General features: G+C 71.2%; 19 protein-coding genes. 9 read left to right on the top strand and 10 right to left on the bottom strand.

What is annotated here, in order from left to right; all coding sequences use genetic code 11:
* Window positions 1-12 precede the first annotated feature (12 nt).
* The 5 genes from ACWC9R_RS20865 to sbnB form a co-directional block, all read right to left on the bottom strand.
* Entirely contained in the window at window positions 13-2,550 is a 2,538-nt protein-coding gene (locus ACWC9R_RS20865; protein WP_450733503.1) for a non-ribosomal peptide synthetase, read from the bottom strand.
* A gap of 229 nt (window positions 2,551-2,779) precedes the next feature.
* Window positions 2,780-3,535, bottom strand: a complete 756-nt coding sequence (locus tag ACWC9R_RS20860; RefSeq protein WP_450733501.1) for an AfsR/SARP family transcriptional regulator — start codon at window positions 3,533-3,535, stop codon at window positions 2,780-2,782.
* A gap of 291 nt (window positions 3,536-3,826) precedes the next feature.
* Entirely contained in the window at window positions 3,827-6,055 is a 2,229-nt protein-coding gene (locus ACWC9R_RS20855) for an MMPL family transporter (protein WP_450733499.1), read from the bottom strand.
* 191 nt (window positions 6,056-6,246) lie between these two features.
* Window positions 6,247-7,224, bottom strand: coding sequence for a 2,3-diaminopropionate biosynthesis protein SbnA (sbnA, locus tag ACWC9R_RS20850; protein ID WP_450733497.1), 978 nt, complete (start codon window positions 7,222-7,224; stop codon window positions 6,247-6,249).
* 15 nt (window positions 7,225-7,239) lie between these two features.
* Complete coding sequence (gene sbnB / locus ACWC9R_RS20845; RefSeq protein ID WP_450733495.1) at window positions 7,240-8,307, bottom strand: 2,3-diaminopropionate biosynthesis protein SbnB; 1,068 nt, start codon at window positions 8,305-8,307, stop codon at window positions 7,240-7,242.
* A gap of 264 nt (window positions 8,308-8,571) precedes the next feature.
* On the opposite strand from sbnB, the gene ACWC9R_RS20840 reads away from it, so the two are divergent.
* The 8 genes from ACWC9R_RS20840 (at window position 8,572) to ACWC9R_RS20805 (ending at window position 16,859) form a co-directional block, all read left to right on the top strand.
* Complete coding sequence (locus ACWC9R_RS20840) at window positions 8,572-10,122, top strand: tryptophan halogenase family protein (protein ID WP_450733493.1); 1,551 nt, start codon at window positions 8,572-8,574, stop codon at window positions 10,120-10,122.
* Between the two features lie 24 nt (window positions 10,123-10,146).
* The gene (locus ACWC9R_RS20835; protein ID WP_450733491.1) at window positions 10,147-11,439 is read left to right on the top strand and encodes a cation:proton antiporter; all 1,293 of its coding nucleotides are present in this window, start codon (window positions 10,147-10,149) and stop codon (window positions 11,437-11,439) included.
* Window positions 11,436-11,960, top strand: coding sequence for a flavin reductase family protein (locus ACWC9R_RS20830; protein ID WP_450733489.1), 525 nt, complete (start codon window positions 11,436-11,438; stop codon window positions 11,958-11,960). The genes ACWC9R_RS20835 and ACWC9R_RS20830 overlap by 4 nt, the downstream gene beginning before the upstream one ends.
* 215 nt (window positions 11,961-12,175) lie before the next feature.
* Complete coding sequence (locus ACWC9R_RS20825; RefSeq protein ID WP_450733487.1) at window positions 12,176-12,484, top strand: ArsR/SmtB family transcription factor; 309 nt, start codon at window positions 12,176-12,178, stop codon at window positions 12,482-12,484.
* 13 nt (window positions 12,485-12,497) lie between these two features.
* Entirely contained in the window at window positions 12,498-12,731 is a 234-nt protein-coding gene (locus ACWC9R_RS20820; RefSeq protein ID WP_450733485.1) for a hypothetical protein, read from the top strand.
* Entirely contained in the window at window positions 12,728-13,519 is a 792-nt protein-coding gene (locus ACWC9R_RS20815; RefSeq protein ID WP_450733483.1) for a sensor domain-containing protein, read from the top strand. The genes ACWC9R_RS20820 and ACWC9R_RS20815 overlap by 4 nt, the downstream gene beginning before the upstream one ends.
* A complete protein-coding gene (locus ACWC9R_RS20810) occupies window positions 13,516-14,313 on the top strand; it encodes an ABC transporter ATP-binding protein (protein WP_450733481.1) in 798 nt (265 codons plus the stop codon). Before ACWC9R_RS20815 ends, ACWC9R_RS20810 begins: the two co-directional genes overlap by 4 nt.
* On the top strand, window positions 14,310-16,859 hold the full coding sequence (locus tag ACWC9R_RS20805) for an ABC transporter permease (RefSeq protein ID WP_450733479.1): 2,550 nt from the start codon (window positions 14,310-14,312) through the stop codon (window positions 16,857-16,859). Before ACWC9R_RS20810 ends, ACWC9R_RS20805 begins: the two co-directional genes overlap by 4 nt.
* A gap of 86 nt (window positions 16,860-16,945) precedes the next feature.
* Here ACWC9R_RS20805 and ACWC9R_RS20800 read toward each other — a convergent pair whose 3' ends face one another.
* The 5 genes from ACWC9R_RS20800 to ACWC9R_RS20780 form a co-directional block, all read right to left on the bottom strand.
* The gene (locus tag ACWC9R_RS20800; RefSeq protein WP_450733478.1) at window positions 16,946-17,956 is read right to left on the bottom strand and encodes an ArsR/SmtB family transcription factor; all 1,011 of its coding nucleotides are present in this window, start codon (window positions 17,954-17,956) and stop codon (window positions 16,946-16,948) included.
* 231 nt (window positions 17,957-18,187) lie between these two features.
* Complete coding sequence (locus ACWC9R_RS20795) at window positions 18,188-19,120, bottom strand: ATP-binding cassette domain-containing protein (protein ID WP_450733476.1); 933 nt, start codon at window positions 19,118-19,120, stop codon at window positions 18,188-18,190.
* Window positions 19,121-19,163: 43 nt separating this feature from the next.
* Window positions 19,164-19,382 carry an MbtH family protein gene (locus ACWC9R_RS20790; RefSeq protein WP_450733548.1) on the bottom strand — a complete coding sequence of 73 codons (219 nt, stop codon included), beginning with the start codon at window positions 19,380-19,382 and terminating at the stop codon, window positions 19,164-19,166.
* A gap of 125 nt (window positions 19,383-19,507) precedes the next feature.
* Window positions 19,508-19,741, bottom strand: coding sequence for a hypothetical protein (locus tag ACWC9R_RS20785; protein WP_450733474.1), 234 nt, complete (start codon window positions 19,739-19,741; stop codon window positions 19,508-19,510).
* A 27-nt stretch (window positions 19,742-19,768) separates the two neighbouring features.
* Complete coding sequence (locus ACWC9R_RS20780) at window positions 19,769-20,110, bottom strand: ArsR/SmtB family transcription factor (protein WP_450733473.1); 342 nt, start codon at window positions 20,108-20,110, stop codon at window positions 19,769-19,771.
* A gap of 758 nt (window positions 20,111-20,868) precedes the next feature.
* Here ACWC9R_RS20780 and ACWC9R_RS20775 point away from each other — a divergent pair.
* Window positions 20,869-24,909, top strand: a complete 4,041-nt coding sequence (locus tag ACWC9R_RS20775; protein WP_450733471.1) for an NACHT and WD repeat domain-containing protein — start codon at window positions 20,869-20,871, stop codon at window positions 24,907-24,909.
* Window positions 24,910-25,358 lie beyond the last annotated feature (449 nt).

Genomic DNA, 25,358 nt, shown 5'->3' with positions numbered 1-25,358 from the left:
CCGAACGTGGGGTCAGGCCGCCTGGTGCGACTTGAGATCGAGCAGGTCCGCGGCCTCGCTGAGCACCGGGGTCTTGGCCAGCTCCTCCGCGGTCACCGTGGTGTCCAGGGCGATCACCACCCGCAGCAGGGCGATGGAGCTGCCGCCGGCGTCGAAGAAGTGCGTCGCACGCCCGATGTTCTCGACGGGAACCTTCAGCGCCTTGGCCCACAGTGCGGCGAGGCGGTGCTCGGTGGGCGTGCGCGGCGACTCCGCCGCGGCGTCGGGTGCCGCGTCCCCGGCCTCCGGGCCGGTCTCCGCCCGCTGGACGAGCAGCTTGCGGTCGATCTTGCCGTTCGGCGTCAGCGGCAGCGCCTCCAGCCAGTGGAACCGGCCCGGCAGCATGTACTCGGGCAGCGAGCAGCCGAGGGCCGCGCGCAACTCCGCGTCCGGGATCGGCTCCGCCGCCGCGTAGAAGGCGGCCAGCCGGCGCACGCCGTCCGCGCCCAGGACCACGACGGCGGCGTCGCGGACCCCGTCGACCCGCGCCAACTGGTTCTCCACCTCGCCGATCTCGATCCGGAAGCCCCGGATCTTGACCTGCGCGTCGCGGCGGCCGAGGAACTCCAGCTTGCCGTCGGGCAGCCAGCGCCCGAAGTCGCCCGAGCGGTACCGCCGTCCGCCGGGACACTGCGGATCGGGGAGGTAGGCGGCCCGGGTGCGCTCCTCGTCGTTGACGTAGCCGCGGCCGACGCAGATCCCGGAGAAGACCAGCTCCCCGGGCGCGCCCAGCGGCACCGGCCTGAGCCGCTCGTCGACCACCGCCACCCGCACGTTGCGGACCGGGTGGCCGAGCGGCACCGAGGCCCCCTCCGGGGCGCTGCGCAGCACCTCGTGGTTGGTGTCGTCCGACGTCTCGGTCAGCCCGTAGGCGTTGACCAGCACGACCTCCGGCAGGGTGGCGAACCAGCGTTCCGCGAGCTCCCGTTTGAGCGCCTCGCCGGTCACCGAGACGCAGCGCAGCCGGGGCAGCGGCTGGTGGTGCCGGCGCAGGTGGTCGAGGACCACCTCCAGGTAGGAGGGGACGAGTTGGGCCACCTCCACGTCCCGCTCGGCGATCAGTGTCACGAAGCGCGCGACGTCGAGGACGTCCCGCTGCCCGACGATGAGCGTGCGGCCCCCCACGGCCAGGCCCCCGACCAGCTGCCAGAGCGAGATGTCGAAGCACTGCGGCGCGGTCTGCGCGACCACCGTTCCGGTCTCGACGCCGAGGTCCTCGATCTTGGCCAGCAGGTGGTTGAGGAACCCCTCGTGCTCGCACATCGCACCCTTGGGCTGCCCCGTCGAACCGGAGGTGAAGTAGATGTAGGCAAGCTGGTCGGCAGCCACCGGGAGGTGGAGGTCCTCGTCACGGTCCGCGTGGTCGGCTCCGGTGGGCGGGTCGGCGAGGTCGTCGGCGATCAGGCACACCCGGACCTCGCCGGGCTCGGTCAGTGCGGCGTCCAGGCCCGGGCTCACCCCGCGCTGGGTGAGCACCTGGCGGCACGCACTGCGGGTCAGCATGGCGGAGATCCGGTCGGCCGGGAACTGCGGCTCGACGGGGAGGTAGACCCCGCCGGCCTTGAAGACCGCGAGCACGGCCGTCAACCACTCCAGGTCGCGCTCGGTCACGACCGCCACCACGTCCTCGTCGCGCAGGCCACGCCGGCGGAGCGCGCGGGCGACCCGGTTGGCGCGGCGGTTCAGCTCCCGGTACGTCACCGACCGGTCCTCGAACTCGGCGGCCACGGCGTCCGGGCGCGACCGGGCCTGCTCCTCGAAGAGTTCGTGGAAGCGCCGGCCGGGCAGGGTGCGCCGGGGGCCGGCCAGGCCCTCCAGCTGGTACGTCGCCTCGGCCGTGGAGACCGGGTTCCACAGCTCCTGTGCCGTCTCCGGCCGGGTGCCGAGCTCCTCCAGGGCCGAGAGCAGGTAGCCGGCGATCCGGCCGGCCGCGTCGGCGTCGAGGGCCCGGACGCGATAGTTCAGCGCCAGTTCCAGCCGGTCGTCCCGCCGCACCAGGCCCACCGCGAGGACGGTGTCGGGGGCGAAGTCGGCCGCCTCCGGCACCCGGCCGGCCACCGCGACCGTGTCGAACAGCGGCTCGATGCGGCCGAGTTCGGCCCGGATCAGGTCCAGCGGCACGGCCCGGTGCCGTTCGGCGGCGGTCTGCGCGACGGCGGCCTCGCCGAGCAGCTCCTGCCAGGTGCCCTCGCCGACGTGTACGGGAGCGGGCAGCGGTTCCGTGGGCATGCCCGGAGCGCTGTGCGGCAGGTATCCGAGGACCACCGCCGGCTCTCCGGTGACCGCGGCGAGCACGCGGGCGCAGGCAGCGAGCAGGAGCGTCTCCAACGGGACGGCGGCCCGTCCGGCGAGCTCCCGCAGCGCCGCCGACCTGCCGGCGGGAAGCACGGTTCGGCGCTCCGCTATCCGGTCCTCCGGCGGCGGTGCGTCGGCGCACCACCTCGGCACGGGAGTGAAGCGGCTGCCGTTCAGGACGCTCCGCCAGTACGCCGGCGCTTCCCCATCGGACACCGTCGGCCGCTCTGGTCGGTCTCCGGGTCCGCTCTGCCTAGCCGTCACGGGCCTTGCCCTCCTTGATGGGTATCCGGCCGGGCCGGACGTGAATGGATGTCCGGCAGGGCCGGAGGTACGCCACAGCGGGTCGCCCCGGCGGTCGCCGGCCCGGTGGCGCGGGAAGCACACGGGGCGGCCGGCGCCGGAGGCGCCTGGTGCGTGCGGGGGGGGAACAGCCAGGAAAGTGTCAGGAGGCCCGGCTGGAATAGGCCTGACCCGAGTAGAGCGGGGTACGCCGCTGCCGGCCGAACACCACGTCCTGCTTCAGGATCGCCTGGTAGGTGAAGTGCAGGGCAGGGCCGGGCTCCAGAGCCAGATCACTGGCGAGCCGTCGGCGCGCGCCGTGGAACACCTCCAGCGCCTCCGCCTGTCGGCCGTCGCGGTAGAGCGCCAGCATCAGCAGTTCGCTCAGCCGCTCCCGCTCGGAGTGCTCGGTCGCCAACTGGCGCAGTTCGGCCATCGACACCCGCTCCACGTCGACCGCCAGCTTCGCCGCGGTCAGGTCCTCGAACGCGGTGATCCGGCGTTCTTCCAGGTGGACCGCGTGGATCCGGCAGCGGGTGCCCTCCCGGGCGTCCATCAGCGCGGGCCCGCGCCACAGGGCGAGCGCCTGCTCCAGCTTCGTGATGGCCTCGGCCGGATTGCGCGGGACCAGGTCGCCGCCCTCCTCAGCGAGCGCGAGGAACCGGTGCGCGTCCACGGTCTCGGACGCCGCGTCCAGGAGGTACCCGTTGCTGCCGGTGCGGACGATCCCGTCACCCTTGTGCCCGGTCACCGACTGCAGCAGCCTGCGCAGGCGGCTGACGATGGCCTGCAGGGCGTTGCGGGAATTGGTCATCATCTGGTCCGCCCACAGCTCGTCCACGAGCTGGTCGAACGGGACCGGGGCCTGGGGAGACATGGCGAGAAGCGTCAGTACGGTGCTCGCGCGCTTCGACGCCACGGCGGACTGCCGGTCTCCACAGGACAGAGAGAGCGCACCAAGAACCTTGATTTCCACAGCGATTAACCCCCGTTATCGGCAGCTGGCGAAACCAATGTTTGAACAAATTCATGCGTTCGGGGAAATATCACTTGTTCGGCCGCCGGCTTCACGGATGGTATGGCTCTGCGGGCCGGGGCCCGCCCCGCAGAGAACCGGGACGCCGGACCGGCGGGGGTCCGGTCCGGCGTCCGTCTCTGGGACACCGGACCGGCGGGGGTTCCGGTCCGGCGTCCGTCTGGGGCCCGTCGGCTAGTGGCGCAGGGGAGCCGTCGGGACGGCCGGCGGTGCGCTGCCGGCCTGGGCGGTCGCGGCGTTCCGCTGCGCCCTCCGCATCGTGCGGGAGGGCCACCAACTGGCGTTCCCGAGCAGGATCATGACCGATGGCAGGATCATGACGCGGATGATGAAGGCGTCAAGGAGGACCGCCACCGCGAGGCTGAAACCGATCTGCTTCATCTCGGCCAGGTGCAGGAACATGAAGCTGGCGAAGACCGTCACCATCACGACCGCCGCGCTGGTGACCACCTTGGCGGACTTGCCGATCCCGTCGATCACCGCCTGCCGGGTGGGCACTCCGTTCATCGCCGCCTCCTTGATCCGGCTGACCACGAAGACCTGGTAGTCCATCGACAGTCCGAAGAGGATCACGAAGAGGAACAGCGGTACCCGGGAGCCGATCCCGCTGGTGGCACTCTCCTCGAAGCCGAAGAGCGTCGAGCCCAGGCCCCACTGGAAGAAGACGACCACCAGGCCGAACGACGCCGCGACGGACAGCAGGTTGAGCAGCACGCCGATCAGGGAGATGGTCACGGAGCGGAAGACCAGCACCATCATGAGGAAGGTCAGCAGCAGCAGGAAGCCGATGACCACGGGCAGCTTCTCGTTCTGGTGGGCCAGGTAGTCGACGTCCTGGGCGACGGGGCCGCTGACCCCGTACTCGACGCCGTCCGCCTTCCCGAGGGTGGCCGGGAGGTAGTCCTCGCGCAGGTGCCGCAACGAGTCCGCGGCCGCCTCGGAGTTGAGCTTGTGGGGCACGGACAGGGTCATCATGCTGATCAGACCGTCGTCCGTGGTCTCCAGCTTGGGCTGCTTGGTGGAGAACAGCGGATCGGACTTGGCCCGCTCGGCCAGGGCGTTGAGCGCCGTGCGCGTCTGGTCCTTGTGCCCGGCGTCGCTGCGCACCGCGACCCAGTGCTCGGCCAGCAGGTCGGGGAAGGCCTCGTTGAGCCGGTCGTAGGCCCTCATCTCCGAGATCGACCGGGAGTGGGTGGCCGTGCTCAGCACCCGCAGGTGCATGCCCAGCACGGGGGCGGCGAGGCCGAGCATCAGGAGCACCGACACCACGAGGGTGGCCACCGGGTGGTTCTTGGCGGGCCGCAGCAGCGCGGTCCACAGCCGGCCGGTCTCCTCCGGCTTGCGCCGGCTGCGCTTGCCGCGCGCCGCGGCGCGGGCGTCCTTGCGGTCCGCGCGCTGGCCGATCTTGACGAGCAGGGCGGGCAGCACCGTCATCGAGCTGAGGACGGCGACGGCGACGACCACGATCGTGCCGATGGCCAGCGAGGCGAAGATGACGTCGGCGGCGAGGAAGAGGGTCGCGGTGGAGAGGATCACCGCGAGGCCGGAGACCACGATCGCCCGGCCGGAGGTCGCGGCGGCGATCTCCACCAGCGACTCGGGGCTGAGCCGCCCGCCCGATCGGGCCCGCTCCTCCCGCTCCCGCTTGAGGTAGAAGAGCGTGTAGTCGACGCCGACCGCCATGCCGATCAGCAGGATGACGTTGTTGCCGACGCCCGCGTCCGGCAGCAGGTGCGAGACCAGCTGGGACAGGCCGATGGAGGCGCCGATCGAGGAGACCGCGAGGAGCAGCGGCACGCCGACCATGATGACCGATCCGAACACGACCGCCAGGGTGATCAGGGTGATCGGGAAGGTGATGGTCTCGGTGGTCGCGAGGTCGTCGGCGCGCTGGTTGTCCAACCCCACCTCGACCGAGGCGTCACCGGTCTCCTCGACGCGCAGGTCCGGGTGCTTCTTCTGCACCTCGGCGGTCAGCTTCTGCAGCGGTTCGATGCGCTTCTGCGCCTCCAGCCGAGGACCCTTCAGGGTCACTTCGACCATGAGCGTCCGGCCGTTCTCCGAGCGCACCGGGTCGGCGACGTGGAGGACCGGCGCCAACGCCTTCATCCCGGCGACGACGTCTGCCGCCGCGCCCGTCGCCGCCGCGCCGGGCGGGGTGTCGGACCGGTTGCTGATCATGATGCGCTCGGCGGACTTGTGCTGGAGGTTCCCGTCCGCCGCGATGGACTCGGCCCGGCCGGCCTCGCCCACCCAGTAGTCCCTGTCGCCCGCCTCGTTCGTGCCGACCATGCCCCCGAGGGCGAGACACAGCGCGACGAAGACGAACCATCCGACGATGGCTCGCCCTGGGTGCAGCGCACTCCAGCTCGCCACCTTCACGGTAAGTGGCTGTTTCTCCACTGAACCCAGCTCCTAAGCGATAGTCACTCCTACCCAACGGGTGTAAGTAGAAAATTACATATGGAGTTGTGGACCGTCAAGCCTGGAACGGCGACCGCCGGCGTCCGGGTACGCGCCAACCCCCGCCACCTGCACGGCAGTTGACGGGAGCTGTGGAAGATCGGTGCGGACCGCGACCGGCTGGCGTGTCGTCAGCGCGCCCAGACCGCGTCGGCGTCCAGCGCGTGCGCTCCGTAGATGTCGCTCACCCAGTTGCTCTGGTAGAGGGAATCGAGATAGCGCTCACCGAGGTCCGGCGAGATCGCCACCGCCGTGGGGGACTCGCCGTCCCGGTGCTCGGCCAGCCAACCGAGCGCACCCGAGATGACCGTCCCGGTGGACCCGCCGAAGAGGAAGCCGCCGGCGGCCAGTCGGTGGGCGACCCGAATCGTGTCGACCTCCGGCACGTGCACCACGTCGTCCACGAACGACGCCTCCAACAGCGCTGGTCGCACCCCGGACCCCAGGCCCGGGATCATCCGCGGCGAGGGCGGTCCGCCGAACGTGACCGAGCCGACGGAGTCGACCGCCACCACGGTGACCGGACGGCCCGAGTCCTTGAAGTACCGGGCGCAGCCCATCAGCGTCCCCGTCGTGCCCGCGCCGACGAACAGCACGTCGAGGTCCGGGAACCGCTCGGCGATGGCCGGGGCCGTCGTGCGGTAATGGGCCCGCCAGTTGCACGGGTTGGCGTACTGGTTGAGCCACAGGTAGCGGCCGTCCGACGCGCACAACTGCCGTACGTAGTCGAGCCTGGCGCCGAGGAACCCGGCCTCGGGGTCGGGCTCGGTGATGGTGTGCACCTCGGCGCCCATCGCTTCCATCAACCGTCTGGTGTTCAGGTTGCAACGGGTGTCCGTGACGCACACGAACGAGTAGCCGCGGCTCGCCGCGATCATGCTCAGCGCGACGCCGAGGTTCCCCGACGAGGACTCGACGATGACCGAGTCCCGGGTGAGCCTCCCCGTGCGCTCGGCGTCGGTGATCATCTCCGACGCCGCCTTCAGCTTGATCGATCCGGCGAAATTGAAGCCTTCGCACTTCAGGTGGAGCGGAGCGCCAAGGACGGACCGCAGGTCCACATAGAGGTCTTCCACGTGGAAGTCCTCCGGTACGGAGATCACCGGCACTTCGGCCCCCTCGCCTCAGGAACGACTGCTGGTCGCGCCTGCGCGCCCATACCTGTCCACCTCGTGGAAGAAGCCGTCGATCACATGGGCTTCGCCGCGCTCGAACACTTCGTCGTAGACGAACTTGCCGACCGCGAGGTCGAGGACGCCGAGCCCGAACGGCGAGAACACCACGGGCCGGTCCGCCGGGACGTCCACCTTTCCGGCCAGCACCTCGTGCAGGGTTCCGTCGATGAACTCCCGCCCGCCGGTGAGCTTCTCGGTCAGGTGGGGCGAGGTGTCGGCCTTCAGGCAGTGCTCGATGTCGTCGAGCACGTTCGCCGAGGCCAGCAGGACCTCGGGCGCCAGGTCGCGCAGCGAGACGTTCAAGACCACCGGGTTGTGCGCGAACCAGCCGGGCTCGCGCACGTGCGGAGCCGCCGCGACGGTCGCGAACACCACCAGGTCCGAGGAGCGGATCAGCGCCTCGGCGGTGTCGTGCACGGTGATCCGGCCGGTCTCGCCGGAGCCCTCCAGATATGCGCGAAAGCCCCCCGCGTACTCGGCGGACAGGTCGTGCACACCGACCTCGTCGAAGGACCAGCCGGCCCCCGCGAGATAGGTGTGGATGTGGCGGGCGATCAGCCCGGTACCGATGAAGCCGACCCGCTTCGGCCGGGTGCGTCCCGGGGTCCTGGAGAGCCGGTCGGCGGCGAGCGCCGCGGAGGCCGCCGTACGGGCGGCGCTGATGATCGAGCTCTCCAGACAGGCGAGCGGGTACCCGGTGTCGTAGTCGTTGAGCACCAGCACCGCGGAGGCCCGGGGGATCCCCGCGGCCACGTTCTCCGGGAAGCTGGAGATCCACTTCAGCCCGTCGACCCGCGTGCCGCCGCCGAGGGAGGCGGGCAGCGCGATGATGCGGGAGGACGGGCGGTCCTGGAAGCGCAGGAAGTACGACGGCGGGTTGACCGTATCGCCCTCGCCGTGCACCCGGTAGGCCGCCTCCACCAGATCAATGGTGTGCCGCTCACGGCCGGTCAGAATGCTGTGCACCTGCGAGCCGGGGATCACGGCGAACGGCGGAACAAGTTTTTCCGTTGTCATCCATAACTCCATTGCAGTGGGAGGGCGGAGCGATTCCCACCCAGTAATCCCGATTTCATGCTCCTCGCTTCCGCTGACATGGTGCTGACGCCTCCTCAATCACCGCCTCCACCAGCGATATTTGGTCATCACTTAATTATCTAGGCGGCCATTTGACCGGCTCCTAGGCTCACTTCATGGTGGCGCCACCCCGGGAGCTTCACACCACGGGCCGGAGCCATCGGAATTCTGGAACTCGTGGAGCTACCGAAATAGGAGTCACCAGTGCTGAACAAAGTCGTGATCGTGGGTGGCGGTACAGCGGGCTGGATGACGGCCTCGTACCTCAAGGCCTCGTTCGGGCCGCGCATAGACGTCACCCTCGTGGAGTCGGGGAACGTCAGCACGGTCGGTGTCGGCGAGGCCACCTTCAGCGACATCCGCCACTTCTTCGAGTTCCTGGGACTCAAGGAGAAGGACTGGATGCCGGCCTGCAACGCCACCTACAAGCTCGCCGTGCGGTTCGAGAACTGGCGCGAGAAGGGCCACTACTTCTACCACCCCTTCGAGCAGATGCGGTCGGTCAACGGCTTTCCGCTGACCGACTGGTGGCTGCAGCAGGGGCCGACCGACCGGTTCGACAAGGACTGCTTCGTGATGGCCTCGGTCATCGACGCCGGGCGCAGCCCGCGCATGCTGGACGGCACCCTCATCGACCAGCCCTTCGACGAGGGCGCGGACGAGATGAAGGGCCTGACGATGTCCGAGCACCAGGGGAAGACCCAGTTCCCCTACGCCTACCACTTCGAGGCCGCCCTGCTCGCCAAGTACCTGACGGGGTACGCGGTGGAGCGCGGCGTCAAGCACGTCGTCGACGACGTCAAGCAGGTCAGCCTGGACGACCGGGGCTGGATCAGCGGCGTCACCACGGCCGAGCACGGCGAGCTCACCGGCGACCTGTTCATCGACTGCACCGGGTTCCGCAGCCTGCTGCTGAACAAGGCCCTTGAGGAGCCCTTCGTCTCCTACGCGGACACGCTGCCCAACGACAGCGCGGTCGCCCTGCAGGTCCCGATGGACATGGAGCAGCGCGGCATCCGCCCGTGCACCACCGCCACCGCCCAGGACGCCGGCTGGATCTGGACGATTCCGCTGATGGGCCGGGTCGGCACCGGATACGTCTACGCGAAGGACTACCTCTCCGCCGAGGACGCCGAGCGGACCCTGCGGGAGTTCGTCGGTCCGGCCGCGGCGGACGTCGAGGCCAATCACATCAGGATGCGGATCGGCCGCAGTCAGAATTCCTGGGTCAAGAACTGCGTGGCCATCGGCCTTTCCAGTGGCTTCGTGGAGCCGCTGGAGTCCACCGGAATCTTCTTCATCCACCACGCCATTGAGCAGCTCGCCAAGAACTTCCCCGGCGAGGATTGGGACCCCACCCACCGCGACCTTTACAACAAGTCCGTCGCCAATGTCATGGACGGTGTGCGGGAGTTCCTGGTCCTGCACTACGTCGCGGCGAAGCGGACCGACAACCAGTACTGGCGCGACACCAAGACCCGGAAGATTCCCGACGCGCTCGCCGAGCGCATCGAGATGTGGAAGACCCAGCTCCCCGACTCCGAATCGGTCTTCCCCTACTACCACGGGCTGCCCCCGTACTCGTACATGTGCGTTCTGCTCGGAATGGGCGGAATCGACCTGAAGCCGTCCCGGGCACTGGCGCTGTCCGACGGGTCGGCCGCCGAGCGGGAGTTCGCGGAGATCCGCGAGAAGACCCGGCGGCTGACCGAGGTCCTGCCCTCGGCGTACGAGTACTTCGCCCAGCACCACTGATCGGACGGCGTACCGAGAATGGACATGCTGGGAAGGCACACCCTGGGCGTCGCGCCGCTCCTCGCCCACGTCACGGTCGCACTCGCCGTCATCCTGCTGATCGCCATGGTGGGCCGGCGGATCGCCCGGATGTTGCGTCAGCCCGAGGTCATCGGGGAGATCGTGGTCGGCCTGCTCTCCGGGCCGGCCGTGATCGCCCTGCTCGGGCGGGACGTCTTCGACACGGTCCTGCCGCACTCCGTGTTCGACCTGCTCAAGCTCGTCTCCCAGGCCGGTCTGGTGCTGTTCCTGGTCGGCCTGGCCCACAAGCTGGGGGCACACCGGGACGGGCCGCCGCGCCGCGGCGCGGCCTGGGTGGCAGCCGGCTCGCTGGTGCCACCGCTGCTGACCGGCGTGCTGCTGGCCGGCCTGGTGCTGCTCACCGACGACACCGCGGCGCGCGGCAGCGCCCCGCTCCCTGCCTTCGTCCTGATGGTCGCGGTGTCGATGTCCATCACCGCGGTACCCGTGATGGCCCGGATCCTGGCAGACCGGGGGATGTCCCAATCGGCTGCGGGACGGGCGGCGTTGGCCGCGGCCATCGTCATCGACGCGGTGGGATGGCTGCTGCTCACCCTCGCCGTCAGCCTCGGCAAGGGGAGCCTGGCGGATTCGCTGCACTCCGTCCGGGCGCTCGCGTTCGGCGCGGTGTGTGCACTGGCCGTCCGTTACGGGCTGCGCACCCAGGTGGCCCGCAACGCCTGTCTGCGGCGGCCGCGGACCGTGGCAGTGCTCCTCGGCTCGATTGCCCTGGCGGTCGCCCTGACCGTGGAGCACCTTGGGATGACCGCCATCCTGGGCGCGGCCCTGGTGGGGCTGTCCATCCCGCAGGACGAGGACGCGCCCTGGGAGCGAGTGGTGGCCACCGTCTCCCGGGCGGGCGGTGCGCTGGCGCCCGCGTTCTTCGTGGTCACCGGCGTCACCGTGCTCACCGGCTCGTTCTCCGACGCCTCCTGGCTGCTGATCGGCTCGGCCGTCGTGCTCGGCTGTCTGGGCAAGGGACTCGGCGGCTATCTGGGGGCGCGCTGGGGCGGCGAGTCCAAGGAGACGGCACGCACCATCGCCGTGCTCATGAACACCCGGGGGCTCACCGAACTCATCGTCCTCCAGGCCGGGCTGAGCTCCGGGATCCTGACCGCGCCCATGGTCCTCGCACTGATCGTGATGGCGCTGACCACCACGGCCATGACGGGGCCGCTCCTGGGCCTCCTAGACCGCGGAGAGACCCGCCTCGGGTCCGAGGCGGTTGCCGTAGCGACAGAAAGCAGTGTCCGATGACCGATCGCACCGTAGACATCGAACCGGAGGCCGGCAAGGCGACGCCCGACGGCTTCCGCACGATGATGAGCGGCTTCCCGACCGGCGTCAGCGTGATCACCTCCACCGGTCACGACGGGGCTCCGTGGGGCATGACGTGCTCGTCGGTGAGCAGCGTCTCGCTCGAACCGCCGACGCTGCTGGTCTGCCTGCGCGACGGCAGCCCCACCCTGCAGACGATCCTGGAGCGGGGCACCTTCGCGGTGAACCTGCTGCACGAAGAGGCGCGGGACACCGCCGAACTCTTCGCTTCCGGCAACCCGAACCGGTTCCGCATGGTCCCTTGGGAGCAGGCACCGGACGCGGGCGGGCCGCACCTGCCCCGCGACGCGCACACCGTCGCCGACTGCAACGTGGTCATGACCCACCAGATCGGCGACCACGTCACCGTCTTCGGCGAGGCCCGCCTGATCACCCACAGGCACGCCCTGCCGCCGCTCCTCTACGGGCTGCGACAGTTCCGCGGCTGGCCCCGGAACTGACCGGGGCACCACCGGACGAACGGCGCCATCAGGTCTGCCCCTCTCCCGGGGGAAGACCTTCGCGCGTCTGTCCCGGTGTGCCCGGCCCGGCGGCCGGGCAGTGGGGCGGGTCATCCTCAACGAGGCCCGGAATGACCGGACTTACCTTTGACGGGATGTGCCGTCATGTGTCAGTCTCAACTTACATGCTTCGGGATGTGGGAGAGGGTGGACCTATGACGAGCGAGGACCTGTTGGCCGTTCTCGCCGCCATCAGCCACCGGCAGCGGCTCCGTGCCGTCGCCGAACTCGCCGGTGGCCGGATGTACGTCAGCGAGCTCGCCCGGCGTCTGGAGATGTCCCGGCCGCTGCTCTCCCTGCACCTGGCACGTCTGGAGAGGGCCGGCCTGGTCGTCGGGCACCTGGAGCTCTCCCGGGAAGGCACGGCGCGGAGGTACTTCGAACTGGCGCCGTTCGACATGCACGTGGACATCGACACGATCGTCGCGGCCGTCGCAGAGGACACGGAGGGCACAACAACATGAAGGGGACCCCCACATGACCGGCGCCGTCATCACCATCGCCGTCATCCTGCTCGTCGTGGGAGGTATCACGGGAAGCGTGGTCGCGTTCTTCAGGCTGCAACGCCATCGTGCCGACGCCGCCGCCATGGCCGGCTACCGGAAACTGGCCGAGGAATCGGCCGCCGCCCAGCAGGCCCTGCAAGGCCAGTTGGGTGCGCTCGACGAGCGGGTGAGGTCCGTCGAGGGCCTGCTGCGGAGCGTCGGATGATCGCGCTCCTGCCCGGCAGCCGGCTGCCGGTCCACCGCAATCCGTTACGCAGGCCGTTCTCGGCCGCGCCCTGGCGCGCGTCCGGCTACCTGGCCAGCTATCTGCTGGCGGGCCCCGCGCTGTTCGCCGTCGCCGGTGCCGCCGTGCTGCTGGGGCTGGTGTTCATGCAGTTCACCGTCTCGGTGGCGCTGACCATCGGCTCGGCCTGGGTCGTCCGCTGCTGCGCCCACGTCGAGCGGGGCCGCGCCGTCCTGGTCGACGCGCCGATCCCGCACTACTACCAAGAGCCCGCGAAACCGGGCCTCGCGGAGCAGCTCCGGGCCCGCTGCGGCGACCCGGTGTTCTTCAGGGACTGCGTCTGCCTGGTCGTCCTCTTCCCGTTCCTGCTGCTGCTCGACCTCCTCGCGCTGCTGGTATGGCTGGTGCTGCTCGCCGGCGTCTCGCTGCCGCTGTGGTTCTGGGCCATCAACACCCACCACACGGACGGCAGCTGGACCCACGGCGCGTGGATCGGCGGCCCCGACGACGGCGCCCCGGGGGTGCGGATCGACACCTGGCCCGCCGCCCTGGCCGTCGCGGCGGTCTGTTTCCTGCTCGCGATGTACGCCTCCTCGCTCGTGGTCGCGGCCGCCCGGCTGCACCTGACCGTCGCCCACAACCTGCTCCGCCCGCCACCCGACCCACTCGCAGGGGTCAAGCGAATCCTCACCGAGCCCGGCCCCCTCGCGCTCGTCTCGCTCGGCCCGCCGCGGTCGCCACTCACCACCAGCCAAGGACACACCACATGACGGGGACAACGGGCCCGGAGGCCCACGACGTCGTACGGCTCGAATCCGTACGCAAGGTCTACGGCAGGTCCAAGAACCAGGTGGCGGCCCTCGACGGGGTGACGATCGGCCTGCCGCGGGGCACCTTCACCGCGGTGATGGGGCCGTCCGGCTCCGGCAAGAGCACGTTCCTGCACTGCGCGGCCGGCCTCGACCGGCCCACGTCGGGAAAGGTCCTGCTCGACGGCGTGGACCTGTCACCGCTCAAGGAGCGCGAGCTGACCCGACTGCGCCGCGAACGGATCGGCTTCATCTTCCAGGCGTTCAACCTGCTCCCCGCGCTCAACGTGGTGGACAACGTCTGCATGCCGCTCCGGCTCGCCGGGCGCCGGCCCAAGAAGGCCGCGGTGGACGAGGTGCTGGAGCGCGTCGGTCTGGCGGCCCGCCGCAACAACCGCCCGGGCGAGCTCTCCGGCGGCCAGCAGCAGCGGGTCGCCATCGCCCGGGCACTGATCACGCGTCCCGCGGTGGTCTTCGGGGACGAACCGACCGGCGCCCTCGACACCTACGCCGCCCGCGAGGTGCTGACGCTGCTGCGCGAGGCCGTCCGGGAAGCCGGGCAGACGATGGTGATGGTCACCCACGACCCGGTGGCCGCCGCACACGCCGACCGCGTGCTGTTCCTCGCCGACGGCCGGTTCGTCAGCCACCTGGACTGGCCGACCGCGGACCAGGTCGCCGAGCGCATGACGCACCTGGGTGCCTGGGGGCAGGACGCGGCCGCGGTACGGGCCGGACACGGGGTGCCCCGGTGATCGGAGTCGCGGTCCGCACCCTGCGGTTTCACAAGGGCGGTTTCATCGCCTCCTTCATCGCGCTGTTCTTCGGCGCGACCATCGTGATCGGCTGCGGCGGTCTCTTCGAGACCGGCCTGCACAGCGCCGCGCCTCCACAACGGCTGGGCGCCGCACCGGTCCTGGTCACCGGCGACCAGAACCACCCCGGCACCCACGGCGAGTACGTCTTCGCCGAACGCCGCCGCCTGGACGCCGGCCTCACCGACACAATCGGCGCGGTACCGGGGGTGACCCACGCCCTGCCGGACGTGTCGTTCGACGCCACCCTGCTCCCGGACGGCGGCAAGGGGTCCGCCACCCGGGTGTCGGGCCACGGCTGGTCCTCGGCCCGCCTGGCCCCGTACCGGCTCACCGAAGGCACCGCCCCCTCCGGCCCCGGCCAGGTCGTGCTGGACGCGCGGCTCGCCGCGCGGGCCGGACTGCACCCGGGCGGACGGGCCCAGCTCCTGGTCGGCGGCCGCGCCGAGCGGCTGACGGTCTCCGGTCTGGCCACCGGCTCCGACGACCGGAACACCGTCTTCCTCTCCGACCGGGCGGCCGGCGCGGCCGGCGGCCGGCCCGGCCGGGTCGACACCATCGGCGTGCTCACGGCACCCGACGCCGACCACGCCCGCGTCGTACGGGACATCGAGAAAGCGGTGGCCGGCCACCCCGCGACCGTACTGACCGGCGACGACCGCGGCCGGGCGGAGAACCCCTCCGTCGTCACCGACGGCACCAAACTGGTCACCCTCGCCTCGGTGTTCGGCGGCCTGTCCGCGATGGTCACCGTCTTCGTGGTGTCCAGCACCATGGGTCTGTCGATCCAGCAGCGCCAGCGCGAGATGGCCCTGCTGCGGGCGATCGGCACCACGCCCGGCCAGCTGCGCCGGATGATCCTCGGCGAGACGCTGTTCGTCGCCCTCCTCGCCACCGCGCTCGCCTGCTACCCCGGCCCGCACGTCGGAAGGTGGCTGCTCGACGCCTTCGCCGACGGCGGGGTGGTACCCGACACCCTGGCGTACCGGGCCGGTTGGATACCGATGGCGATCGGGGTGGGCGCCGCGCTGCTCACCGCGCTGGGAGCGGCCTTCATTTCGGCCCGCGGCGCGGCCCGCACCCGGCCCACCGAAGCACTGGCCGAAGCCTCCCTCCAGCGCAAGTGGTTCAGCGTCCCCCGGCTGCTCTTCGCGCTGCTCTTCCTCGGCGGCGGCGCCGCGCTCGCCATGGTCACCGCCGGCATGGCCGGCCCCACGGCGGGCAGCACGGCGACTCCCGCGGCGATGCTGTGGACGGTCGGATTCGGACTGCTCGGCCCGGGGCTCGCCAGGGCGATCACGGCGGTGCTCCGCTGGCCGCTGCGCGCGGTGACCGGGCTGGCCGGCCGGCTCGCCACGCTCAACGCGAAGGCCCGGACCGGCCGTATGGCCGGAGCGGTGATGCCGGTCATGCTCGCCACCGGTCTGGCCACCGCCCTGATCTATCTGCAGACCACCCAGTCCAGCGGCTCCCAGCGGGCGTTCGACGAGAACATGCGGGCCGATCTGGCGGTCACCTCCGTCTCCGGCGGTCTGCCGCTGTCCGTGGTGGACGCCGTCCGGAAGCAGCCCGGGGTGGCGGCGGCCTCCGCCCAGGTCTCCAGCCTCGGATACCTGGAGCCCAAGACCCCGCCCACCTCCTCCGAGATCGACGAGGGCGACTTCGAACCCACCGAGATGCCGCTGCAGGGCGTCACCTCCACGGGAGTGACGGGCACCACGGCCTTCCGCGCCACCACCGGCTCCCTCGACGCGCTGACCGGCAACACCGTCGCACTGCCCGCGTCGGCGACCGGCGGCCACCGGCTCGGCGACCGGGTCCCGATGCGGTTGGGCGACGGCACGGAGGTCCGGCTGGAGCTGGTCGCCACCGTCGACGCACGCCGCGGCTACGAGACCGCGCTGGTGCCCGCCTCGCTCCTCGTCCCGCACACCGACTCCGGTCTGGTCCCGCAGATCTCGGTGCGCGCCGCGCCGGGGACGGACCACGCCCGGCTGGCACGGACCCTGTCGGCGCTCGCCGAGGACCGGCCCGGTCTGACCGTGCTCCCCCGGTCCACGGTCAGCGCGGTGCACCAGGACGAGGACGACACCCAGGCCTGGATGTCGTACCTGGTGCTCGGCGTGGTCATCGCCTACTCGACGATCGCCCTGGTCAACACGCAGGTCCTCGCGACCACCGAGCGACGGCGGGAGTTCATGCTGCAACGGCTCATCGGCGCCACCCGCAGGCAGGTGCTGCGGATGATGACGGTGGAGGCGGTCCTGGTCTCCGTGGCCGGCATCCTGCTGGGCGTACTGGTCGCGGCGCTGACGCTGGTGCCGCTGAGCCTGAGCGTGCTGGGCTCGCCGGTGCCGGAGGGCCCGCCGTGGATCTTCGCCGCGGTGGTGGCCGCCGCTTTCGCTCTGACCCTGGTCACCACGCTCCTCTCGGCCGCGCTGGTACTGCGCCACCGGCCCGGCGGGATGGTGGGAATCCGCGAGTGAGCACCCGTCACGCGTCCCCCGGCCAGTGAAGACCCCGGCCGGGGGACGCGTCGTACGGGTGGCTCCGGTCCGTCGCCCGCGGCGGGTCAGGAGGCGTGCAGGACGACCGGCCGGGAGAGGCGGGCGTCCATGGCGTGCCGCCGCGGCTCGGTCGCCGTCACCGTTCTGTGCACCCGGTCCGGTGCGGGGTACGTGGGCAGACCGTCGAGGAGGGCCAGGCCCAACGGAGTCACCGCGTGCAGCACGGTGTTGCGGATCCGTCGGGTGGTGATCAGACCCGTCTCGCGGAGCACCTTCGTGTGCTGGCTGGCGCTGGCCGCCGAGATGCCGAGCCGCTCCGCCAGCTCGCTGGTCGTGCAGGTGGCACGCAGCAGCCGCAGCGCGGCGGCCCGGGTCTGGCCGACGAGCGCCCCGAGCGTCTGGGCGGTGTCTTCGGGCACACCCCACAGGCCCGCCGCGCGCTGGACGTCCGGCGGCGCGGCGAAGGCCAGCACCAGTTCGCCGCTGTCGCTCTGCGTGCCGACAATCTGGGCCGGCCGGTGCGTGAGGAACACCGAGGGGACGAGCACCAGCCCGCGATCGCCGAGGAAGACGTCCTCGTCGGGGCCGCCGGGGATCTCCAGGACCGGCGACCGCCAGGTGACCCGGGGATGCAGGGTGGCCAACAGCAGCTCCACGCCGCCACCCATCACCACCCGGGTGCGTGCCTCGCACTCCGCCTCCAGATAGGACACCATGCGGTCCCAGTACGGGGCTATCGCCTCCCGCCAGAACCCCGGCAGCTCCACGGCCTCCTGGTGGACGGACGACTGCGACGCCCACGGCGCCTGGTGCGCGCCGCCACGGGAGCCGCCGTTCTCGCTGCGCTCGATCAGCCGCAGCAGCGCCTCGGGGTCGCTGACCCCGCCGACGCCTCCGGAACGCGCCGGCGGCCGGGCGGAGAGTCGCTTGGCGATCTGCCGGTACCAGCGCACGTGCGGCGGTCCCACGCACCGTCCGAGCAGGCCGTACGCGAAGGCCGTTTCAATGAGTGGCCCCGCGGTGGTCTTCAGCCGGGTTCTGGCGATGTCGGCAGCGGTGAAGTGAATTCTCTGCATTGGATACTGCCCCCGTTGGTCACCTGTCCCGCAGGTGAGGAGAATCTCGGATACGGCCGTGGCCCTGCTGCTCTTCCCGCCGGCCGCCGCGTGCGGCGACGTGCCGGTTCCGCCGTCAAACGGCGTGCGCGGACGACCGGTTGAGAGGTGTGGGCCGGACCGGCGGGATACCACAGCGGGCCGGCCGCACCACAAGGAGAGGAGGAGGGAGTCTGTCCGGGCCTGAGGCGTTCAGGCGGACTGGCCGGTGAGCGTCACGAAGACGTCGTCGAGGGTCGGCCTGCGCAGGGCGAAGTCGACGACCTCCACGCCCTCCTGCCGCAGTGCCGTGGCGGCGTTCGCGATGCCGGTCATGCCGTCGCCGAGCGCGAGGGAGATGGTGCGCCGGTCCGGGTCGGCGGACGGTTCGTCCGCGGAGATCCGGCGCAGCGCGGTGACGGCGGTGGGCACGTCGTCCGGGCGCGCCACCACGATTTCGAGCCGCTCGTCACCGACCTTCCGCTTGAGCTCGTCCGGGGTTCCCTCGGCAATGACCCGGCCCGTGTCGACGACGGCGATCCGGTCGGCGAGGGCGTCGGCCTCGTCCAGGTACTGCGTCGTCAGGAGCACGGTCACGCCGTCGGCCACCAGCTCACGGACCGCGTTCCACAGCGCCATCCGGCTCACCGGGTCGAGGCCGGTGGTGGGCTCGTCGAGGAAGAGCACGGACGGCGTCGTGACCAGGCAGACGGCCAGGTCCAGACGGCGCCGCATACCGCCCGAGTAGGTGTGCGCGGGACGGTCCGCCGCATGGGTCAGCTCGAACCGCTCCAGCAGCCGCGTGGCGCGCTCCCGTGCGGAGCGCCTGCTGAGATGCAGCAGCCTGCCGATGAGGACCAGGTTCTCCCGGCCCGTCAGGAGCTCGTCCACCGCCGCGTACTGACCGGCCAGGCCGATCCGCCGGCGTACCTCGTGCGGCTGGCGCACCACGTCGAACCCGGCCACCTCGGCCCGCCCGCCGTCCGGCTCCGCCAGCGTCGCCAGCATCCGCACGGTGGTCGTCTTGCCCGCCCCGTTGGGGCCGAGCAGACCGAACACCGTGCCGCTGGGAACCGCGAGGTCAACTCCGCTGAGCGCTTCGTGCTGCTTGTACCGCTTGCACAGCCCCTCCGCCTGAATCGCCATGCTCACAGTTGTCCCTCCGGCATCGGGGCGAGCTGACGGGTACTCAAGAAGCCTGCGCGCCGGCGGATTCGCGCAGGCTGCGCGGGCGCATGTCGGTCCAGTGCTCCTCGATGTAGGCGAGCGCGGCGTCCCGGGGGCCCGCGTCGAGGGCCACCTGCCAGCCGTCCGGCCGCTGGGCGAACACGGGCCAAAGAGAGTGCTGGCCTTCGTCGTTCACCAGCACCAGGAACGTTCCGTCCTGGTCATCAAAGGGATTCGACACGTCGCGCACTCCGGTATCCGAGTCGTATGGGGTTCGACCCCCTGGCCGAACCCCATACTCCGGCCGTCCGCTGACACGGCGCTGACTGCCCCGGGACGACCGTGGCGCGCGGGTTTGAACGGAGCTCAGTCGACGCTGCGCAGCAGGCTCTCGACGGACTTGACCCGGTCGTGCAGCTCGACCAACTGCCCTTGCAGCGCGAGCTGGTTGGCGACCGCCTCATCGGCGAGCCTGCGGAACTCGGCCATGGCGACGGCGTCGGCACGGTGACGCTGCAGCTTGAAGTACGCGGCCACACTCACCGTGATGCCGCCGACGACGATCAGGACGATGGCGATGGCGATGACAGCGCCAGTCATGTGCGCTTCCCTTTCAGGTTCCTGGAATTACTTCGTACCCGTGGAATCGGCAGCTGTACCCGTGGCCTCGGTCGCGATGCGGTCCTGCTCCGCGGCCTGGAGGATCGTATCCAAGTTCAGGCGCAAGTCGAACGGCGCCAGTTCGAAGTACTTCAGCGCCTTGCCTTCCTGGGAGAGCTCCAGATGCCCGGCGACGAGGCCGGCCTTCTCCAGACGTTCCAGGTGCATGTAGAGCAGCGGCCGGGACATCTTCAGACGGCGGGCCAGTTCGCTGACGTACATCCGGCCCTCGGCGAGCTCAAGGATCACCCGCAGGCGCTGGGCGTGACCCACGGCCGCCAGGAAGGCCAAAAGCTCCTCACTGGTCATGGTTCACCCCTGACGTCCTCGACACCTGTCAGCTGAAACTTTCTCATGCAATATACGCGTGTCAAGCCACGGCATCCACCGCCCCACCACCCCACACGCCCGCACCGGCACCGACGGCGGACCCGGGAGGACGCCGAGAATTACCCGCCTCCGCCACCGGACCCGCACCCCGCCCGACGGACGTCGAGCCAGGTGTGACCTGGGACACAAAGCTCCCCCCACAGAGCTGGTGGTCCCGGCGGGAAAGGCCCCCGGCTCCCGCTCATGGAACGGCCGTCGGTCCCGTCTGGCGGTCCGGCCGGGTCGCGTTGAAGTACGGAGACGTACGCCGGACGTCACACCGCGCCGTTCGCCACCGGTCCCTCCCCTCGTGGGGACCGGTGCCGAACGGCGCGGGCGGTGTCGATCCGCACCCCCCGTACTGGCGCGGATCTCCGGGAAGGGCCGGAACCGTGGTCGGCGCGGCAGCGTGTCCGGAGGGGACCGGTGGTGCGGTCCCTCGTGCTCGTGGTCCGGGACGTCGTCACCGGCTCTTGACTCGGGCGGAAGGCGACCGCGAACGTGCGTCTGGAGTGGTCTCCGAGTGCTGAGCCGGCGGGCTGTCCGGGTAAGCCCGGTTGCTGCGCCGCTGGTTCGAGATCCTGCCAGCTGTGGCTTCCGGTGGGGAGGTTCCGGTAGCGGAGCGACCGTTTAACCACAGGTCAGACAGCTAAGGTGAGTTTTCCGGTCCGGATGTCCAAGTGCGGGGGACGTAGGGGGTGGAAGCCTTGAGTGCCGACTCAGGGGCACGTACAGCCTTCGCGGAACGTCTCGCGCTGCTGTACAAGGAGGCGGGCAACCCTCCACTGAAGAAGGTGGCCGAGGCGGTCGTCCGGCTGCAGCGGGTCGACGAACGAGGGCGGCCCGTGCGGGTGTCCGTGCAGCGCATCAGCGACTGGCGGCGGGCCAAGAACGTACCCGCGCAGTTCGCCGCGCTCGCGGCGGTGCTGCACATCCTGATTCCGCAGGCGCGGCGGCAGCGGCCGACGCCGGTGTCCCCCGGTCTCTACGACCCGGCCCAGTGGCAGCGGCTGTGGGAGCGCGCGGTCGCGGACCCGGTCGGCGAACGTGCCGAGGCGTCCGCGCCGAAGGAGGAGCGCGCCCCGGCGGAGGCACCGTCCGTCGCCGGAGTATGTCCGTACCGCGGGCTGGCCTCGTACCGGCAGCAGGATGCCGGGTGGTTCTTCGGGCGGGAGCGGAGCACCGAGGCCCTGGTCGCCCAGCTGCGCGCGGCGGAGCGGACGGGCGGCCTGGTGATGCTGGTGGGCGCCTCGGGGGCGGGGAAGTCGTCCCTGCTGAACGCCGGCCTGGTGCCCGCGTTGCGCAGCGGCGCCCCGGACGACGGGAGCGGCCCGGAGCGGGAGGTGCTGCAACTGGTGCCGGGCGGCGATCCGCTCGCGGAACTGGCCCGGCGGATTCCCGAGTTCGCCCCGGTCCTGTCCGCCGGACCGTCGGCACCGGAACCCGGCACTCCGGACTTCGCGCACGCGGTGCGGGAGGCCGCCGCGGCGTGGGCGGGGCAGGGGACGCCCGCCGCCGCCCGGCCGGTCGTGATCGTGGACCAGTTCGAGGAGGCGTTCACGCTCTGCCCGGACGAGGCGGCCCGGCGCACCTTCATCCAGCTCCTGCACGCCGCGTGCACGCCCTCCCCCACGTTCTCGGCCTCGCTCGAACAGGGGGGACCCCCCTGTCCGGGCGACCCGGCCCCCGTGCTCGTCGTCCTCGGCATACGGGCCGACTTCTACGAGCAGTGTCTGGGGCATCCCGAGCTGGCCGACGCGCTCCAGCACCGGCACATGGTGCTCGGTCCGCTGACCACCGCCGAGTTGCGGGAAGCGGTGACCGGCCCGGCCAAGGCGGTGGGCCTGGAACTCGAACCGGGGCTGGCGGAGCTGATCGTCCGGGAGGTGAGCGCCGACGGCTCCAGCGGGGCGCACGACGCGGGTGTGCTGCCGCTCCTCTCCCACGCGCTGCTCGCCACCTGGCAGCGGCGGAAGGCGGGTCGGCTGACGCTGTCCGGCTACCGCGCGACGGGCGGCATCCAGGGCGCGGTGGCGGCGACCGCCGAGCGGGCCTGGTCCGGTCTCGACCCGACGGCACGCACCGCCGCGCGGCTGCTCCTCCTCCGGCTGGTCCGGCTCGGCGAGGACACCCAGGCAACCCGTAGGCGGGGCAAGCGGAACCAACTGGCCGACGAGTCAACGGACCCGGGCAAAACAGAGGAGTCGCTCGAAGCGCTGGTGCACGCCCGGCTGGTGACGCTCGACTCGGAGGCGGTGGAGATCACCCATGAGGCGCTGCTGCACGCCTGGCCGCGGCTGCGTGACTGGATCGACGAGGACCGGAACGGCAATCTGCTGCGCCAGCGCCTGGAAGAGGACGGCCGGGCATGGGAGGGCTCGGACCGTGACGCGTCCCTGCTCTACCGGGGGTCCCGCCTGGAGCAGGCCCGCAGCTGGGCGGACTCCAGCGACGACACCTTCCTGACCCGCAGCGCGGTGGAGTTCCTGGCCGCCTCGGTCCGGCTGCGCCGGCGCACCGTACTGCTCAGCCGGGGTGCGGTGGCCGCGCTGGTCGTCATGGCGCTGCTGGCCGTCGGCTCCGCGGTGGAGGCGTGGCAGCAGCGGGACGACACCGTGTTCGCGCAGGTCCTCGCCCAGGCCGACCGCGCCCAGTACACGGACCCGTCCCTGTCGGCGCAACTCGACCTGGTGGCCCATGGCCTGCGGCCCGGCGACGAGGGCACCAACAACCGGCTGATCTCGATGATGAACGAGCCGCTGGCCACCCCGCTGCGGGGCCACACCGGCGCCGTCTACCTCACCTCGTTCAGCCCGAACGGGCGTCTCCTGGCCACCGCCAGCTACGACCGGACCGTGCGCCTGTGGGACGTGGCGGACCCGACGCGTCCCGAGCCCCTGGGCAAAGCGCTGACCGGCCACACGAGTTGGGTGAGCACCGCCGTCTTCAGTCCGGACGGCGACACCCTCGCCACCACCGGGGACGACGGGACGATCCGGCTGTGGGATGTGCGCGACCCCCGCCGCCCGCACCCGATCGGGGCGCCCCTGGCCGCCCACAACGGCACGGTCTTCCTGCTCGCCTTCAGCCCGGACGGCCGGACGCTGGCCACCGCCAACGAGGATCACACCGTGCGCCTGTGGGACCTCACCGACCCGCGCCGGCCGAAGTCACGCGCCACCCTCACCGGCGCCACCGCCCCGGTGCGTTCCGTGGCCTTCGCCCCCGACGGACGGACGCTGGCCGCCGGGAGCGACGACGGCAGGATCAGGCTGTGGGAGGTGGCCGGGCGGGGCCGTCCGAAGGCCGGCGCCGTGCTGACCGGCCACTCGGACACCGTGCACTCGGTGGCCTTCAGCCCGGACGGCGACACCCTCGCCAGCGGCGGCGACGACAACACCATCCGGCTCTGGAGCGTGGACTCCCCGCGTCACGCGGCACCGATCGGCGCGCCCCTCACCGGACACACCGGCCCGCTGTGGTCGGTCGCGTTCAGCCCCGACGGCAACATGCTCGCCGCCGGCAGCGCGGACAGCACGGCGAGCCTGTGGAACGTCAGCGATCCGGCGTACCCGTCGCAGGTCGGCGAGCCCCTCGCGGGCAGCAGCGGTGACATGTTCGCGGTGGGCTTCAGCCCCGACGGGCGGACCCTCGCCACGGGCAGCGGCGACAGCAAGGTCCGGCTGTGGTCGATCCCGACGTCGAACATGGTCGGCCGGGTCGGCGCCTTCCGCCCGGACGGCCGGGTGCTCGCCACGGCCTCCGGCGACAGACGCGTGCGGCTGTGGAACGTACGGGACTTCAAGCGGCCCGTCCAGCTGGGCAAACCGTTCACGCCCGGGAAGGGCGACCTGCGCTCGCTGGCCTTCTTCCCCGACGGCCGCACGCTCGCCGTGCTGATGGGAAGCCAGACGGTGGAGCTGTGGAACGTCGCCGACCCGGCCCATCCCGTCTCCTACGGGAAGCCCCTGAGGCTGCGGACACGCTTCGCGGGCCCCGACGCGCTGGCCATCAGCCCCGACGGCCGCACGCTGGCCAGCGCCTACGAAGACCACACCGTCCAGCTGTGGAACGTCAGCGACCCGTCCCGCGTCCGTCCGCTCGGTGCACCGCTCACCCGCCACAAGGGCTACGTCAACACGCTCGCCTTCAGCCCCGACGGGCGCACGCTCGCCAGCGGCAGCGCGGACGCCACGGTGCAGCTCTGGGACACCACCGACCCGCGTCACACCACACCGCGCGGCGAGCCCCTCCGGGGCCACCTGGGTCCCGTCAACTCGCTCACCTACAGCCCCGACGGCCACACGCTGGCCAGCGGCAGCGACGACGACACCGTACGGCTCTGGAACACCACCGATCCCCGTAAGGCGACCCGGCGGGGCTCCCCGCTCACGGGCCACACCGAAGCGGTCGTGTCGCTGACCTTCAGCGAGGACGGGCGCACGCTGGCGAGCGGCGGCAACGACAACACGGTGCGGTTCTGGCATGTGAGCCCCTCCAGGGCCGCTCCCATCGGCCAGTCGACGAGCCCCAACGCCAAGACGGGCAATTTCCTCTCGTTCAGCCCCCGAAGCCATCTGCTCGGAGTGTCGAGCGGCGCCGGTACCGTCCGGCTGTGGAACCTGGACACCGACAAGGCCATTCGCCGTATTTGCTCGACCACCCGCGGCGTTCTGACCCCGGAGAAATGGCGCGAGTATCTGCCCCTTCTCCCGTACGAGCCGCCGTGCGCTGAGTAACCGCACGGCGACTCCGCCGAACGACGGGGCCGGGAGCGCCGCCGGACGGGAAGCCCACGGCCGCCTTCATGGCGCCCCGAACTCCCCGTTTTCCCCGTCGCCCGGACCCGCGCCACGTGACTCCAGCCACAACTCCGCGTTTGAATTCAGCAGTTGGCTCCCACAGAGCGGCCAGGCTTGCTACTGTTGGCCATAGCCCGATCGCTGGTGCATCCCCCGTCGCCAGCGATCGGGCGCTTTCATGCCCCGCGCCGGAATAGGGGAATGGGCTCCCCCTCTTGCCCGGCGGCCCGGAACGGCCGCCTATCCCCGCCGACTTCGCGCTCTTCGGCCGCTTCGCGCTCTTCGCCGACTTCACTGCCTTCGTGGTCTTCACAAAGGGAGAAACCCTGCAACAGGTCCGGTTTTCCTCGCAGGGATTCCGCGCCGCAGGCATCCCGCACTTTCCG

This window comes from Streptomyces sp. NPDC001219, from assembly GCF_053597915.1.
The sequence above is the reverse complement of the archived record's forward strand: the minus strand, read 5'-3'. Positions and strand labels throughout refer to the sequence as shown.